This window comes from Cryobacterium glucosi (assembly GCF_004402235.1).
Lineage (GTDB): Bacteria > Actinomycetota > Actinomycetes > Actinomycetales > Microbacteriaceae > Cryobacterium > Cryobacterium glucosi.
In genome coordinates this window covers 108,374-122,533 of the sequence record NZ_SOFS01000015.1, presented here as the reverse complement: position 1 = coordinate 122,533, position 14,160 = coordinate 108,374, and the positions used below count along the sequence as shown (strand labels likewise).

Annotated in this window: 15 protein-coding genes; 11 read left to right on the top strand and 4 right to left on the bottom strand. The window is 68.4% G+C overall.

Going from position 1 to position 14,160, the window contains the following annotated elements; all coding sequences use genetic code 11:
• The first annotated feature begins 14 nt into the window (after window positions 1-14).
• From E3O46_RS05795 to E3O46_RS05785, 3 genes are read left to right on the top strand one after another with little or no spacing between them, the layout of a single operon-like run.
• A complete protein-coding gene (locus E3O46_RS05795; RefSeq protein ID WP_134561285.1) occupies window positions 15-839 on the top strand; it encodes a CoA transferase subunit A in 825 nt (274 codons plus the stop codon).
• Window position 840: 1 nt separating this feature from the next.
• The gene (locus tag E3O46_RS05790; protein ID WP_134448888.1) at window positions 841-1,518 is read left to right on the top strand and encodes a 3-oxoacid CoA-transferase subunit B; all 678 of its coding nucleotides are present in this window, start codon (window positions 841-843) and stop codon (window positions 1,516-1,518) included.
• On the top strand, window positions 1,515-2,738 hold the full coding sequence (locus E3O46_RS05785) for an acetyl-CoA C-acetyltransferase (protein ID WP_277612965.1): 1,224 nt from the start codon (window positions 1,515-1,517) through the stop codon (window positions 2,736-2,738). Before E3O46_RS05790 ends, E3O46_RS05785 begins: the two co-directional genes overlap by 4 nt.
• Before the next feature lie 96 nt (window positions 2,739-2,834).
• Here E3O46_RS05785 and E3O46_RS05780 read toward each other — a convergent pair whose 3' ends face one another.
• Complete coding sequence (locus E3O46_RS05780) at window positions 2,835-4,343, bottom strand: leucyl aminopeptidase family protein (protein ID WP_134561284.1); 1,509 nt, start codon at window positions 4,341-4,343, stop codon at window positions 2,835-2,837.
• A 110-nt stretch (window positions 4,344-4,453) separates the two neighbouring features.
• On the opposite strand from E3O46_RS05780, the gene E3O46_RS05775 reads away from it, so the two are divergent.
• Window positions 4,454-4,894, top strand: a complete 441-nt coding sequence (locus E3O46_RS05775; protein WP_241975370.1) for a molybdenum cofactor biosynthesis protein MoaE — start codon at window positions 4,454-4,456, stop codon at window positions 4,892-4,894.
• A 145-nt stretch (window positions 4,895-5,039) separates the two neighbouring features.
• On the opposite strand, the gene E3O46_RS18960 is transcribed toward E3O46_RS05775, so the two are convergent.
• Both E3O46_RS18960 and E3O46_RS05765 read right to left on the bottom strand, forming a co-directional pair.
• Window positions 5,040-5,252, bottom strand: a complete 213-nt coding sequence (locus E3O46_RS18960; RefSeq protein WP_134448991.1) for a hypothetical protein — start codon at window positions 5,250-5,252, stop codon at window positions 5,040-5,042.
• A gap of 15 nt (window positions 5,253-5,267) precedes the next feature.
• Window positions 5,268-6,587 (bottom strand): DUF222 domain-containing protein, encoded by a 1,320-nt coding sequence (locus tag E3O46_RS05765; RefSeq protein WP_134561283.1) that lies wholly within the window; start codon window positions 6,585-6,587, stop codon window positions 5,268-5,270.
• Between the two features lie 51 nt (window positions 6,588-6,638).
• On the opposite strand from E3O46_RS05765, the gene E3O46_RS05760 reads away from it, so the two are divergent.
• The 5 genes from E3O46_RS05760 to E3O46_RS05740 all read left to right on the top strand — a co-directional run bounded on the left by E3O46_RS05760 (window position 6,639) and on the right by E3O46_RS05740 (window position 11,335).
• Window positions 6,639-6,845, top strand: coding sequence for a cupredoxin domain-containing protein (locus E3O46_RS05760; protein ID WP_134448892.1), 207 nt, complete (start codon window positions 6,639-6,641; stop codon window positions 6,843-6,845).
• A 297-nt stretch (window positions 6,846-7,142) separates the two neighbouring features.
• Complete coding sequence (locus E3O46_RS05755; protein ID WP_134560190.1) at window positions 7,143-9,569, top strand: nitric-oxide reductase large subunit; 2,427 nt, start codon at window positions 7,143-7,145, stop codon at window positions 9,567-9,569.
• Window positions 9,569-10,228 carry a hypothetical protein gene (locus E3O46_RS05750; RefSeq protein WP_134448894.1) on the top strand — a complete coding sequence of 220 codons (660 nt, stop codon included), beginning with the start codon at window positions 9,569-9,571 and terminating at the stop codon, window positions 10,226-10,228. The genes E3O46_RS05755 and E3O46_RS05750 overlap by 1 nt, the downstream gene beginning before the upstream one ends.
• Window positions 10,225-11,055: a slipin family protein gene (locus E3O46_RS05745; protein WP_134448895.1), complete on the top strand. Its 831-nt coding sequence runs from the start codon at window positions 10,225-10,227 to the stop codon at window positions 11,053-11,055. Before E3O46_RS05750 ends, E3O46_RS05745 begins: the two co-directional genes overlap by 4 nt.
• A complete protein-coding gene (locus E3O46_RS05740) occupies window positions 11,048-11,335 on the top strand; it encodes a hypothetical protein (RefSeq protein WP_134560194.1) in 288 nt (95 codons plus the stop codon). Before E3O46_RS05745 ends, E3O46_RS05740 begins: the two co-directional genes overlap by 8 nt.
• An 87-nt stretch (window positions 11,336-11,422) precedes the next feature.
• Here the strand turns inward: E3O46_RS05740 and E3O46_RS05735 are convergent, their stop codons facing one another.
• Complete coding sequence (locus E3O46_RS05735; protein ID WP_134561282.1) at window positions 11,423-12,586, bottom strand: TIGR04053 family radical SAM/SPASM domain-containing protein; 1,164 nt, start codon at window positions 12,584-12,586, stop codon at window positions 11,423-11,425.
• Between the two features lie 73 nt (window positions 12,587-12,659).
• Between E3O46_RS05735 and E3O46_RS05730 the strand changes: the two genes are divergently transcribed.
• The gene (locus E3O46_RS05730) at window positions 12,660-13,424 is read left to right on the top strand and encodes a helix-turn-helix transcriptional regulator (protein ID WP_166791022.1); all 765 of its coding nucleotides are present in this window, start codon (window positions 12,660-12,662) and stop codon (window positions 13,422-13,424) included.
• A gap of 7 nt (window positions 13,425-13,431) precedes the next feature.
• A complete protein-coding gene (locus E3O46_RS05725; RefSeq protein WP_134561280.1) occupies window positions 13,432-14,142 on the top strand; it encodes a helix-turn-helix transcriptional regulator in 711 nt (236 codons plus the stop codon).
• The last annotated feature ends 18 nt before the right edge of the window (window positions 14,143-14,160 follow it).

Genomic DNA, 14,160 nt, shown 5'->3' with positions numbered 1-14,160 from the left:
CGAAGGACTGCTCCATGGATAAGACGTTCACCTCCGCGGCGGCCGCCGTCGCGGACATCCCAGACGGCGCTTCCCTCGCCGTCGGCGGCTTCGGCCTGGTCGGCGTGCCGATCGTGCTGATCCGCGCCCTGCTCGACCGGGGCACGACAGACCTTCGGGTCGTCTCCAACAACTGCGGCGTCGACGGCTGGGGACTCGGTGAGCTGCTCAGGGAGGGCAGGATCAGCAGGGTCATCGCGTCATACATCGGCGAGAACAAGGACTTCGCTCGGCGCTACCTCGGCGGGGACCTCGAGGTCGAGCTCACTCCGCAGGGAACCCTCGCCGAGCGGCTTCGCGCGGGCGGCAGCGGCATCCCGGCGTTCTTCACCGCGAGCGGCGTTGGAACCCTGGTCGCCGACGGCGGCCTGCCCTGGCGCTACGGACCGGGCGGGGAGGTGCTGGTGTCCTCGCCGCCGAAGGAGACCCGGGTGTTCTCCTCGCTCGGAAAGACGCAGGAATACGTGCTCGAGGAGGCGATCGTCACCGACTTCGCCCTGGTGCGCGCCGCTCGCGGCGACCGGCACGGCAATCTGGTCTTCGAGAAGTCGGCCCGCAACTTCAACCCGCCGGCAGCGATGGCCGGCCGGATCACCATCGCCGAGGTCGACGAGCTCGTCGAACCGGGCGAGATCGATCCGGACGACGTGCACCTCGCCGGCATCTACGTGCAACGGATCGTGCAGCTGAACCACGCGGATGCGCATGACCTCCCGATCGAGAAGGTCACGACCCGGCCACGGCCGGGAGACGCCGCCGCGGCCGCGGCATCCGCCCAGACCGCCAGAACGGAAGGCTGACATGCCCCTGACCCGCAACGAGATGGCGGCCCGAGCCGCGCAGGAACTCGCCCCCGACAGCTACGTCAACCTCGGGATCGGCCTGCCGACCCTGATCCCGAACTTCCTGCCGGAGGGGGTGCACGTCATCCTGCATTCGGAGAACGGGGTGCTCGGCGTCGGGGCGTACCCGTGGGAGGGCGAGGAGGACCCGAAACTGATCAACGCCGGCAAGGAGACCATCACCGTCAATCCCGGTGCGGCGTACTTCGACTCCGCGCAGAGCTTCGGCATGATCCGTGCCGGGGTCATCGACGTGGCCGTTCTCGGCGCGATGCAGGTCTCGGAGACGGGAGACATCGCGAACTGGGCCGTGCCGGGCAAGATGATCAAAGGTATGGGCGGGGCGATGGACCTCGTGCACGGCGCCGATACCGTGATCGTCGTGATGGAGCATGTCACGCGTGCCGGCGAGCACAAGATCGTGGCGGAGTGCTCCCTTCCCCTGACCGGCAAGCACGTGGTCACCCGGATCATCACCGACCTCGCGGTGATCGACGTCACCGGGGAAGGGCTCGTGCTGCGGGAGGTCGCTCCGGGTCTCACCGTCGCGGAGGTGCAGGCCGCGACCGGGGCGCGGCTGCTCGTGCCCGCGGAACCGGGCGTCATCCGCACCCTGCTGTCAGGGGTCGGCGCATGAACGAGCGGATGCGCGAGGTCGTCATCTGCGAACCGGTGCGCACCCCGATCGGGCGCTTCGGCGGGATGTTCGCCACGGTCGCGCCGGCCGACCTCGCCGCCGCCGTGATCGCGGCCCTGCTGGAACGTACCGGCATCGACGGGGGTGTGATCGACGACGTGATCCTCGGGCAGGCCTACCCGACCGCGGAGGCGGCATCCGTCGCCCGCGTCGCCGCCCTCAATGCCGGCCTGCCGGTGACCGTCGGCGGGCTCCAACTCGACCGGCGGTGCGGCTCCGGCCTGCAGGCCGTGCTCGACGCGGCGATGCAGGTGCAGACCGGCATCAGCGACGTCGTCGTGGCCGGCGGAGTCGACTCGATGAGCCAGGCGCCGTTCTACACCGTCGATTCCCGTTTCGGAATCACGGCCGGGCCGGGCCTGCTGCTGCGCGACGCGCTCAGCCGTGGCCGGGAGACCGCCGGCGGCCGCAACTACCCGGTTCCCGGCGGCATGCTCGAGACCGCGGAGAACCTGCGCCGGGAGTACGGCATCGGTCGTACCGAGCAGGACGAGCTCGCCGTGCGGTCCCAGCAGCGCGCCGCGGCGGCCGTTGCCGAGGGCCGCTTCGACGCCGAAATCGTTCCGGTCACGGTTCCGGGGCGGAAGGGCGCCGTCGTCGTCTCCCGCGACGAAACCCCGCGGCCGGACACGACCCTGGCCGGTCTCGCCGGGCTGCGTCCCATTCTCGTGAAGACGGATGCCGCCGCGACGGTCACCGCCGGAAACGCGAGCGGGCAGAACGACGCCGCCGCCGTGTGCCTCGTGACGACCCCTGAGCGCGCCGCGGAGCTCGGGCTCACCCCGCTCGTGCGCCTCGTGACGTGGGCAAGGGCCGGCGTCGAGCCCTCGCGGATGGGCATCGGGCCGGTGCCCGCAACGAAGAAGGCCCTCGAACGCGCAGGCCTCACCCTCGCGGACATCGACCTGATCGAGCTCAATGAGGCATTCGCCGCGCAGGTGCTCGCGGTCAGCCGGGAGTGGAAATTCACCGACGCCGACTGGGAACGCACCAACGTGAACGGTTCCGGCATCTCCCTGGGTCACCCCGTCGGTGCCACCGGCGCACGCATCCTGGCGACCGCGAGCAGGCACCTGCACCGCACCGGGGGGCAGTACCTGCTCGAGACCATGTGCATCGGGGGTGGACAGGGCCTCGCCGCCGTCTTCGAACGGGTGTGATGGGAGGCGATCGCTGTCCGGTCGCTCGGGCCGGGCATCCGGTGCGCGCAAGCCGAAGCAGGAGCCGACCGTGCGCTCCGCAGTTGGCGGCCGTGCTCAGGCGGCCGGGGGCCGGAACGCGAGCGCGAGCTCGACGAGCAGGCGGGCTCCGAAACCGGTCGGTCCCTTGGTCCGCCAGGAGTCGTCGGAGTCCGACTGCATCGGGCCGCACATGTCGACGTGCGCCCAGGGGGTGTCGCCGACGAAGTCCGCGAGGAACAGGGCAGCGGTCGTCGCGCCGGCGAACGGCCCGCCGAGGTTCGACATGTCCGCGACGTCCGAGTCGAGCTGGTTGCGGTAGCGGCGGTCGAGCGGAAGTTGCCAGACTGTCTCGTCGGTGAGGTCGGATGCCGCGCGCACCTGGTCGATGATGTCCTGGTCGTTGCCGAACAGCGCCGCCATCATCGGGCCGAGCGAGACGAGCGCAGCCCCGGTGAGGGTCGCGAGGTCGACGATGGCGTCAACGCCCTCTTCGGTGGCGAGGACGAGCCCGTCCGCCATCACGAGCCGCCCCTCCGCGTCGGTGTTCTTGACTTCGACGGTCGTGCCGCCGCGGATCGTGAGGACGTCACCCATCGCGGTCGCCGAACCGGAGGGCATGTTGTCTGTGCACATCAGATAGGCGGTCACGGCGTTCGTGCAGCCGAGTTCTGTGAGCGCAGTCATCGCGGCGAAGATCGCGCCGGCACCGGACATGTCCATCTTCATCGCGAGGTGCGTGACGTCGCCCGGCTTGAGAGCGATCCCGCCGGAGTCGTACATGATGCCCTTGCCGACGAGGGCGAGGTGCCCGGTCGGCTGTTCGGAGGGGCGATACCGGACCTCGATCATCCGGGGCTCTTCGATGCTGCCGGCATTGACGCCGAGGAGGCCGCCGCAGCCGAGCTCGATGAGTTCCGCCTTGTCGAAGACGCTCACCTCGAGCCCGAATTGCGGTGCGAGAGCCTCTGCGAAGTCGCCGAAGACCGTCGCCGTGAGATGGGAGGGCGGGGCGGCAGCAAGGTCGCGCGCGAGGGCCGTCGCCCGGGCGAGGGCGAGGCCGCGTGCGACGCCGCCTGCGTGTGCGGTGCTCCCGACGAGGTCGAGCGCTTTGAGGGGAATGTGGGTGGTCGCCGTCTTGAGTTCGAGGTAGCGATAGCGTGCGAGCACGGCGCCCTCGACGACGGACGCGCTGGCCGCGACCGGGTCGAGCCCGCTCGCGGCGTCCAGGAGGTCCGTCGCGAGACGGCGTCCCTGCCGGCCGGCCCTGGCGAACGCGGCGGCGGCGTCTCTCAGGGTCGCCGTCGTGAGCAGACCCTGCGCGCCGACGCCGATGGCGACGAGGGTCGGTGCGGATGCCTGGGGGAGCACGAGCGCCTGGCCCACCGCACCGGTGAACCCGGCCTCCGTGAGCGCGGCACGGTCGAGTCCGATCGCCGCGGGGACGGGGCCGTCACTCGAGACGGCGTAGCCGGCGATCGTGGCGCCCTGACCGAAGTCGGGCGTGATCTCGACCCGCGTGCGCAGGTCGAGGGAGGGTCCGGGAGCGAAACTCGCGGGGATCAGTCTGTGGGGCTGGTGGGGCATCGGTGAACCTCGTTCCGGCAGTCGGTTCGGCGGAGCGGGGATTCCGCCGGCGCCAGCATACTGCCGGGTGCGTCCGCGCGGCGAGGATGCTGCGCGGGTACTGTGGGGCTGTGGAATCCGAACGCATACCGCCGCTATCCCTCGTCACCGAGCAGACGCTCGATGTGGCTGCGCACGTCCTCGCGGTGTCCTCGCGGTCAGCCGGCGCCGTCGTCACCTTCGTGGGCCAGGTGCGGGATCACGACCCCGACGCCGCAGGCGCCGTGACGGGCCTCGACTACAGCGCCCATCCGGATGCCGGACGTATCCTCACGGAGATCGCCGCGCGGTTCCGGGCCGGGAACCCCGCGGTGGAGCTCGTCGTCAGCCACCGGATCGGCCACCTCGAGGTCGGCGACCTCGCCCTCGTCGCCGCCGTCGCGAGTGCGCACCGCGCCGACGCCTTCCTGGTCTGCGAGCGTCTCGTCGAGGCGGTCAAGGCCGAGGTCCCGATCTGGAAGAAGCAGTACGAAGTCGACGGCACCCACTCCTGGGTCGGCCTGGGCCTGTAGCGTCTCGAGCGTCTCTGGCGTCCTTCCGCGTGAAGCCCGTCGCGCGCGTTCGATCGGGCTTCGCCCGAACCCGGGTTCCGGGGGTGGACCCGGCGCGTACTCCGCCCGGGCGTCCGAGCCCGTCCTGTCCGTCATCTCCGCTGATTCAGTCGTCGTCGCGGAGGATCTCGCTCCTGCTGGTGAGGGGGATGGGTTTCTGTTCGGGGTCGAGTCCGGGTGGTGGGGTGAGCCAGTAGCCGCCCGTGTCGTCGCGGGTGATGCGCCAGTGTTCGTTGTGGAGCCTGAGGTGGTCGCCGCGGCAGAGCAGGATGCCCTGGTCGAGGTTGGTCTCGCCGGTGTCCTCTTTCCAGTGTTGGATGTGGTGGGTTTCGGTTCAGGAGGGTGGCCGGTCGCAGCCGGGCCACATGCAGCCGCCGTCGCGGAGGGCGAGGGCCGCGCGTTGGGCGACCGCAGTCCCCTCGATGACGCCGGGCTGGAGCGCGGGTGACGCGGTTTCGGGGTTCGCCGCAGCGTCGGCTGTGGGTGACGGGGCCTCGGTTGGCGCGGCATCGGTGGTTGTGGTTCCCCTGGGCGCGAAACCGGCGGGTGTGGTGCTCCTGGGGCGGATGGTGATCATGCGGACGGCGGGGCTGCGGCTTCCGGCGATGCGCTTGGGGTCGGCTTTGACGCCGAGTTTGGTCAGGGCGAGGAATGCGTCCGCGGTGAGCTGTTCGGTGGTGCGCGGGTCGTCCTGCACGCGCTTCGCCCACGCTGCCTGCTCCTTGTCCACAAAGCGGACCCCGCCCCGGCGGGGGCTGGTAATGGCGTCGTAGGTACTCATCAGGTATTCGCCGTCTTCCGGGGCGAACAACCCGACCATGCGCACCTGTCCCGTGTGGAGTCGCCAGAACCGCAGGGACCGGTCGTCGTAGTCGGCTTTCTCGCGGGCGGCGATGCCGGCTTCATCGAGCACGTCCCGCACCTGCCGGGCGCGCTTGAACAGTTGGTCAGCGTTCACCGTGCGCGCCTCGGCGAGGAGCCGGGCCAGGGCAGTGGCGAGTTTCTCCGGGGTGATCGCCCGGTCCAGGTCGCCGAGCCCTTTCCGGAGCGAGTCTGCCTTCTCGACGCTCAGCCAGCCCTCGCGCAGGGCCCGGCCGATCGGGGCGTGCCAGGGCGGCACTGCGGCCGGCGGAACCGGCAGTTCGAGCGGCGGTAGGTCCGGGGCGGCGCCGTCGAGGGGCGGGATCTCGTCGAGCAGCTTCTTCGCGTCGGCGGCTTCGCGGGCGGCTTTCTCGGCGGCGTCGGTCTCAGAGAGCAACCGGCCGACCGCGAAGAGCTTGGCAGCGTCCCCTCTGCTCGATCCGGAGATGCTCTGCAGCAGGTCTTCCGGAGTCCGGAAGCCTTGCCGGGCCGCGAGGCCCTTCCCGCCGAGTTCGGGTCGGGACCGCCGGGCCAGGGTTGCGGCGAACCACGCCGCCTGGGTGTCCAAGGCCCGCCGGGCTCCCGCGATCAACATGTGCCCCTCGAGCACCGCTTCATCGCTGAGCGTGTCGACAGCTGCAGACGAACCGCCCAGGCCGGTGACGACATCCGCCATCGACCGCAACCCGTCGAGCACGCCGCCCTGCACCGGGTCACCGTGCACCGGGTCACCCTGCCCCCGGTCGCCGTGCGGCTGATCGGGTGAAGCGGGTGACTCGGGACAGTTGGTCATGCCCCCACGTTACGACCGACCACCGACATTCTTTGAGCATGGCTCAGGTCTGTGGAAACTAGCTCTGATCAGGTACGTGTTGAGGAGATTCCGTCATATTCGCAGCCTGCCGACCTGGCGCAGGTGCTCGACCTCGCCGCGGCGCAGGGCGGCTTCGTCGAGCTCACCTTCCCCGAGGCCGGGCGCTATCCGTTCGTCAGCCACGTCATGTCGGATGCGGAGAAGGGTGCCCGTGGGGTCTTAGCCGCCACACCGTGAATCCGGTCTGAAAACGCCGGGAAGGCGCCCCATGCGGCGTGTCGCACCTCACCGGTGAATTTGTTTCGGCGATGTTTCGCCGCGGTCCTATTCCGGGGCCTCACCGTTTGATCTGGTGTTTATGTTCCGATCACTTCCCTTCGACGAGAATTGTGCGCATTAAAATGAAGTTAATAAGTTTTAAGACGTGGTAGTTTTTCCCCACCTCGCGTGACCCATTCGGGGGAGGAACTTCGGCTGTCGCGAGCGCGGGCATGCCGCACGACCTTGAACAAGGCAACAGCGAGAGGGTCCGACATGGTCCAACTGAAATCCGGGGTCGGAAGAATTCGTTCCGAGTTGATGGTGTCCAAGGGTTGGCTGCAGGGCGTCGCCCTCGTGATGATCTTCGGCTTCGCGGTGATGGGATTCCTCGCCGTGATGACGTACACCGATTCGATGCCCCAGCCCAAACAGGTCGTGGACGAACGGGGAACGGTCGTCTTCACGGGCGCCGAGATCACTGCCGGCCAGCAGACCTTCGTGCAACGCGGCCTTCAGGAATACGGCTCGATCGTCGGACACGGCGGCTATCTCGGTCCCGACTACACTGCCGACTATCTCCGCCGGTCCTCGACCTTCGTCCTCGACGCCCTCACCGCCTCGGGCGTGCAGGACCCGCACGGAGCACTCGTCACGATGATGCGGACCAACCGGTACGACCCGGCAACGGGAAATCTCGTGTTCACGGACCTGCAGATCAGTGCGTTCGAGTCTGTCCAGAAACACTATGCGGACTTCTTCGGCACTCCGACGACCCAGAACGGGCTGATCCCGAGCGTGATCACCGATCCGGCCGAGATCCACGAGCTCACGGCGTTCTTCGCCTGGACCGCGTGGGGCTCCGCGGCCGAACGGCCGGGGCACAACTACTCGTACACCAACAACTGGCCGGCGGAGAAGCTCGTCGACAACGGGCCCACCGCGGACATCATCGTGTGGAGCGGTCTGTCGCTCATTTCGCTGATGGTTGCCCTCGGCGCGCTGTTCGCCCTCTACGGGCGCTGGAGCAAGCGAATGGGCTGGCAGCACGGAGAAGAGACCCCGCCGCTGTCCTTCAGGCAGCCCGGCGACGTCGCCGTCACCCCCGCCCAGTCTGCGACCGCCTGGTTCTTCTTCGTCGTCGCGTTGATGTTCCTCGCGCAGGCGTTCCTCGGCGCGGCCGTCGAACACTACCGGGTCGATCTGACGAGCTTCTTCGGGATCGACCTCGCCCAGCTGTTGCCGATCAACCTCGCCAGGACCTGGCACGTGCAACTCTCCCTGCTCTGGACAGCAGCCTCGTTCCTCGCGGCAGGGATCTTCCTCGCGCCGTATATCTCGGGTCACGAACCGAAGCGGCAGCACTGGCTCGCATACATCCTCCTGGGAGCCCTCGCCTTGGTCGTCGCCGGTTCCCTAGCGGGAGAAGCCCTCAGCATCTTCGGCGTCACCGCCGCCAAGGACTCGCCGTTCTGGGGGATGCAGTGGGAGTACATCGACCTGCCGAAGTTCTGGCAGGGCTTGCTGACCGTCGGGATGTTCATCTGGATCGCGATCATCTACCGCGGTATCCGGGCCCGGCTGAAGTCTGAACACCGGTTCAACCTGCCGTGGCTGTTCTTCTATTCGGGTCTCTCCATCCCCGCCTTCTACGCCGTCGGCATGCTCGCCGGCAGCGAAGTGACACTGAGCGTCGCCGAATTCTGGCGCTTCTGGGTTGTGCATCTCTGGGTCGAGGACTTCCTCGAACTTTTCACGACCGTCATGGTCGCCTACATCTTCGTGATGCTCGGCGTCGTGCACCGCCGGATCGCGATGCAGATCATCCTGCTCGACGTGATCCTGTACTCCGCGGGCGGAATCCTCGGAACCATGCACCACCTGTACTTCTCGGGAACCCCCGTCGAGCACATGGCGCTGGGTGCGTTCTTCTCCGCACTCGAGGTGATCCCGCTGACGTTCCTCACTGTGGAAGCGTGGAGCTTCCTGCAACTCGGGGCCCGCCAGCAATCCCGAAGCGCCGCCCCGTTCCCACATCGCTGGTCGGTGATGTTCCTCGTGGCCGTCGGCTTCTGGAACTTCCTCGGCGCCGGCGTCTTCGGATTCCTGATCAACCTCCCGATCGTCTCGTACTACGAGATCGGCACCGCCCTGACCGCCAACCATGCCCACGCGTCGATGATGGGCGTCTACGGGATGATGGGCGTGGGACTATCCCTCTTCGCCCTGCGCTACCTGATTCCGGCCAAACGCTGGCCGGACCGGCTCGCCAAGATCTCGTTCTGGTCGCTCAACATCGGCCTGGCCTGGATGACCTTCGCGACGCTCCTGCCGCTCGGTGTGCTGCAGTTGTGGCACTCCGTCAGCGATGGCTACTTCGAGGCCCGCAGCATGAACTTCATCACCGGAACCGGCAACACGGTCCTGGAATGGCTGCGGATGCCCGGCGACCTCGTCTTCATCTTCGGTGGAGTCGTTCCGTTCGTCTGGATCGCCTGGCTGGGCGTGCGGTACCGCATCAAGGGAACCACCCAGGATGTCCCGATGGAGGCCCTCTTCGTGGAGGCGCAGCCCGCCGGGGCGGTCGGCGGCACTTCCGATGCGGGTGTCGATGGCGCGACACCGGAGTCCGGGTACGGGTCGGGCTACCGCAGGCGCGTCGCCGATCAGGACGGTGAGAACCGGCCGGACAGGGGCGCGTGATGGAGACGGTCAATCCTGACGTCTGGTTCGCCCTCGGCTACGGCGGCTTCCTGCTGCTCGTGGCGCATGTCCTGGACATCCTGGCCCGGCGCACGGCGGCGGCGACGACGAGCGCGCGGTCCGGGGGATTCGAGTACCACGAGGGACACGACGCCTGGACCTGTTCCGAAGATCAGTGGCTCTGGCCGATCTCCTTCGACCCGGAGAATCGGGTGACCCGGTACCGCGCTTCCCCGACCGTCTGCAATCCGTGCCCGGTCAAGGACGACTGCACTCCGTCCCACGCGGGCCGGGAGGTCGTGCGGAACATCGATTCCTGGCCGAGCTCCGAAGCCGAGCGATTCCACAGGGGGATCGCCTGTGCCGTCGTGGTCCTCGGGGTCATCTGGCCGATCGCCGTCATGTTCCAGGGCCGCACCGGCCTCGAACTGCTCATCCTGGGAGTCGTGTCCGCGATCATCGCAGCGGGCAGCTGGCCGCTCTGGTCCCATCTCCGACGCGCTCCCGCGCGCTTCCCCGATCACCTCACGGCGCTCGGACTCGAAGACAACGAGGACCAGCGGGCCGCCATCTCGGCGAACGAACTCGCCAGGCGGAGCGGCTACGGCAGCATCCGCAAGACGGGACCGCGCACGGTCCCCGGAAAGGAAGCCCGATGACCGGAATACTCGTGACGGCCGGCGTCATCCTCCTGATCGTCGTGGTCTGGTTGACCGTCGCGTTCACGGTCCTGCAGGAGTACGAGCGGGGGGTCGCCTTCCGGTTCGGCCGCCTTCGGCAGCTCCGGGAACCCGGAGTGCAGATGGTCTTTCCGGGCCTCGACACGATGGTCAGGGTGGACCTGCGTATCGTCACCCTCACGATTCCGCCGCAGGACGTCATCACCAAGGACAACGTGCCCGCGCGGGTCAATGCCGTCGTGCTCTTCCAGGTCACCGACCCGCTGCGGTCCGTGATGGCGGTTGAGAACCACGCGGTGGCGACCTCACAGATGGCCCAGACGACCCTGCGCTCCGTCGTCGGGCGAGCGGACCTCGACACCCTGCTCGCGCATCGGGCCGACCTGAACGAGGATCTGGCCAGGAGTATCAATGCGCAGACAGAGCCGTGGGGAGTCCAGGTCAAGGTCGTCGAGATCAAGGACGTCGAGATTCCCCAGGCCATGCAGCGCGCCATGGCGCGCGAGGCCGAAGCCGAGCGGGAGAGGCGGGCGAAGATCATCAACGCCCACGGCGAACTGCAGGCCTCGGAAGAGCTCGGCCAGGCCGCGGAGATCCTCAGCCGCAATCCGGCGTCGCTCCAGCTGCGCTACCTGCAGACCCTGCTCGAGCTCGGCGCGGACCACAACTCGACCGTGGTCTTCCCGCTGCCGATGGACATCATCGGGCCGTTCCTGAAGAAAGTACCGCAGTGGCTCGACCCAACCGAGCCCGGCCGTCCCGGCCAGACTCACGGAGAGAAAACGGATGTGACCGACCATGGCTGACACAGTGCACGCGGAGCGGGGCACGCATGTGCCGACGATCGGTTCGGCTCACGACCGGGGTGTCAGCATCCGCCTGATGCTGATCGGGGTGCTCGTCGGGCTGTTCGGTCCCATCGGCGGCTTCCTCGGCGGCACGATCGTCAACGCCGACCACACTATCGCCGGCCTCGAACCACTGTTCGTCTGGCTCTTCCTCGGCATGATCGTCGGTGGGATCGGCGTCACGGTCGGTATCATCGGCGCCTTGCGCTGGGTTCGCGGCAACCACCACCTCGAATAGCGCTCCGAACCAATTCGACGGAGTTCTTGCCGTTCGGGTCGCCTCACCCGCCCAGGTGCCGAAAACCCCACGAGTCCGTCGACTGGGTCAGGAAACCGGGACGGTGGCGACCGGCCGGTACGCGCAGCTCGGATCCTCGGCGAGAGGATCGCCGGTGACTGCGTACGCGTGCGAGCGGGAACCGCCGCAGACCGTGCGGAACTCGCACGCTCCGCACCGGCCGCCGAATGAATCCGGGGTGCGCAGCTCCTGGAGTAGCCGCGCCTCCCGGTAGATCTCGGGGAACGACTGCTCACGCACCGAACCGACGGACACGGGCAGGAACCCGCTCGGGTAGACCGCGCCGACGTGGTCGACGAAGGCGAAGCCGCGGCCGGAGTTGACATCGATCGGGGCGCGCGGCGCGCGGCGCCTGGGCTCGTCCCCGGTCAGCAGTTCCGCGGTGTCGCACCGCAACCGGGCGCGCAGCGGGCCGACGGGGAACGCCGCATCGAGATCGGCGACACCGGCGCGCTGGATTGCGATCCGGCGGTAGTGCGGCGCCTCCGTCGTCTTGATCGCGACGAGTTCGGAGACATCGTGCAGCCAGTGCAGCACCTCTTCGGCCTCGGTGGAGGTGAGCGCGTTGAGAAGCTTGCCGCGCCCGGTCGGGACGAGGAAGAACACGCTCCACAGCGTCGTGCCGAGCTCGAGGACCGTCTTCAGGATGGCGGGCAGCTCGTGGACGGTGTCGCGGGTGACGGTCGTGTTGATCTGCAGCCGGCAGCCGACGTCGCGCACCATCCGTGCGGCGACCATCGTGTCGTCGAAGACCCCGTCGACACCGCGGAAGGCATCATGGGTCGCCGCGGATGCCCCGTCGAGGGAGAGCGACACCGCCTTCGCTCCGGCGTCGTGCAGCTCGACAAGGACCTCCCGGGTGAGGCGTGGGGTGACGGAGGGCGAGAGGGCCATGCTGAGGCCCAGGCCCGTTCCGTGGGCCACGAGTTCGGGGAGGTCGGGGCGTTCGAAGGGGTCGCCGCCGGTGAGGACGACGAGCGGGCGGGGCGTGCCGAACGACGCGAGATCGTCCAGGAGCTTCCGGCCCTGGTCGGTGGTCAGCTCGAAGGGATTGCGGGTGCGAATGGCGTCCGCACGGCAATGCGTGCAGACGAGCTGGCAGGCCCGCGTCACCTCCCAAATCACGATGAAGGGACGCTCGCCGGCATCGTGGTGCAGGTGTCGAACGGCGCGCGTTGCGGTGTCAGTCACGTGATCCTGGTCCGGTACAGCTCGAATGCGCACCTCAGTTGTTTTTACCACACTTATAGGGAAAACTAGGGGTGTGCCTGCCTCCGACCTCGATGCCCGTACCCACCGCGCCCTCTCCGGCGTGAGCCGGGTCGCCGTCCTCGACGTGCTGCGCACCCACCGGATGCCGCTGGACGTTCCCGCACTCGCGGCGGCGGTCGGCCTGCACCCCAACACCGTTCGCTCGCACCTCGAACGGCTCCTCGAGGTCGGCCTCGTGACCGAGACGGTCGAGGCGCGGACGCGACCTGGCCGTCCCCGCCTGCTCTACGCCGCGGTACCGCCCGAGGCGGAACCCGCCGGGCCCGGTTCCGCCGGGCCGGCAGAATCCGGGACCTCCGAGGACTCCTACCGACTCCTCGCGGGCCTCCTCGCGGACAGCCTTGCCGCAGGAGCCCCCGACGCGCGCCCCGGCAATGAAAAGGCCGGCGACGCCGGGCGACGCTGGTCGGAACAGTTCGTGCTCGCCGACGAGCCAGCTGCCGGTCCGGTTGATCTCGCTGGAGCGATCGACCGGGTGGTCGAGATACTCGACGGCGTTGGTTTCGCCCCCGCCCTGTCGGAGGACCGCACCGCGATCGAACTGCATCACTGTCCGTTCCTGGACGTCGCGAAAGACCACAGCGCCATCGTGTGCTCCGTGCACCGCGGACTGATGCAGGGTGCACTGGACCGGATGCACGCGCCCACCATCGGCATCCGCCTCGAGCCGTTCGTGCGCCCGGGGGTATGCGTCGCACATGTGCTCTACTCCTCAAACCCGGCACAACATGGCGGCTTCCTGACAAAGAGCGGATAGTAGACCCATGTCTTCGAGCCCACCGTCGAGCTACCGCACGCTCGCGTCGTTCAGCAGAATCAAACTGCTGTACTTTCTGCAACAGCGCGGGACGATGACGGTCGGCGACCTCGCCGAGGCCACCGGGCTGCACCACAACACGACACGCGAACACCTGCAACGCCTGATCAATGACGGATTCGTCACCTGTGAACCCGAAGAGCGCGACGTCAAGGGCCGGCCGCGGATGCTCTACAGTGCGGCTGCCGGCGTCGACCATCGGGAGGGCTCGATCCGGGTCGCGAAGATCGAGGCCGCCGAACGGCGCGGCGACCTGGTCCGGCGGATGCTGCCGGTCAGCGCCGCGATCGACTCGCCCTTGCAGCGGCAACTGGACGCCCTCGACGACCACCTCGACCAGACCGGGTTCGACGGGCGGATCGACGCGGACGGGCGTCACGTCAGGCTGCACGATTGTCCGTACAGCGAGATGGTCAAGGAACACCCGGAGGTCTGCCGCGTGCACCTCGGCCTGCTCCAGGGGATCCTGCAGCAGACCGGCGGTCCGCTGACGGCCGACGCGCTGCATCCGCTCGACGAGCCGGACTCCTGCACACTGGACCTCCGGCACTCCGACGAGGGTGCTGAGTGTGAGGAATCCGAGGGGGCCGATGCCGGACCCGTCCGGGTGCCCACCGAGACCGACGTGGTTATTATTCACGGCGTTTTCCGCTTGTAGCCCGTTCGGGTGCCCGTG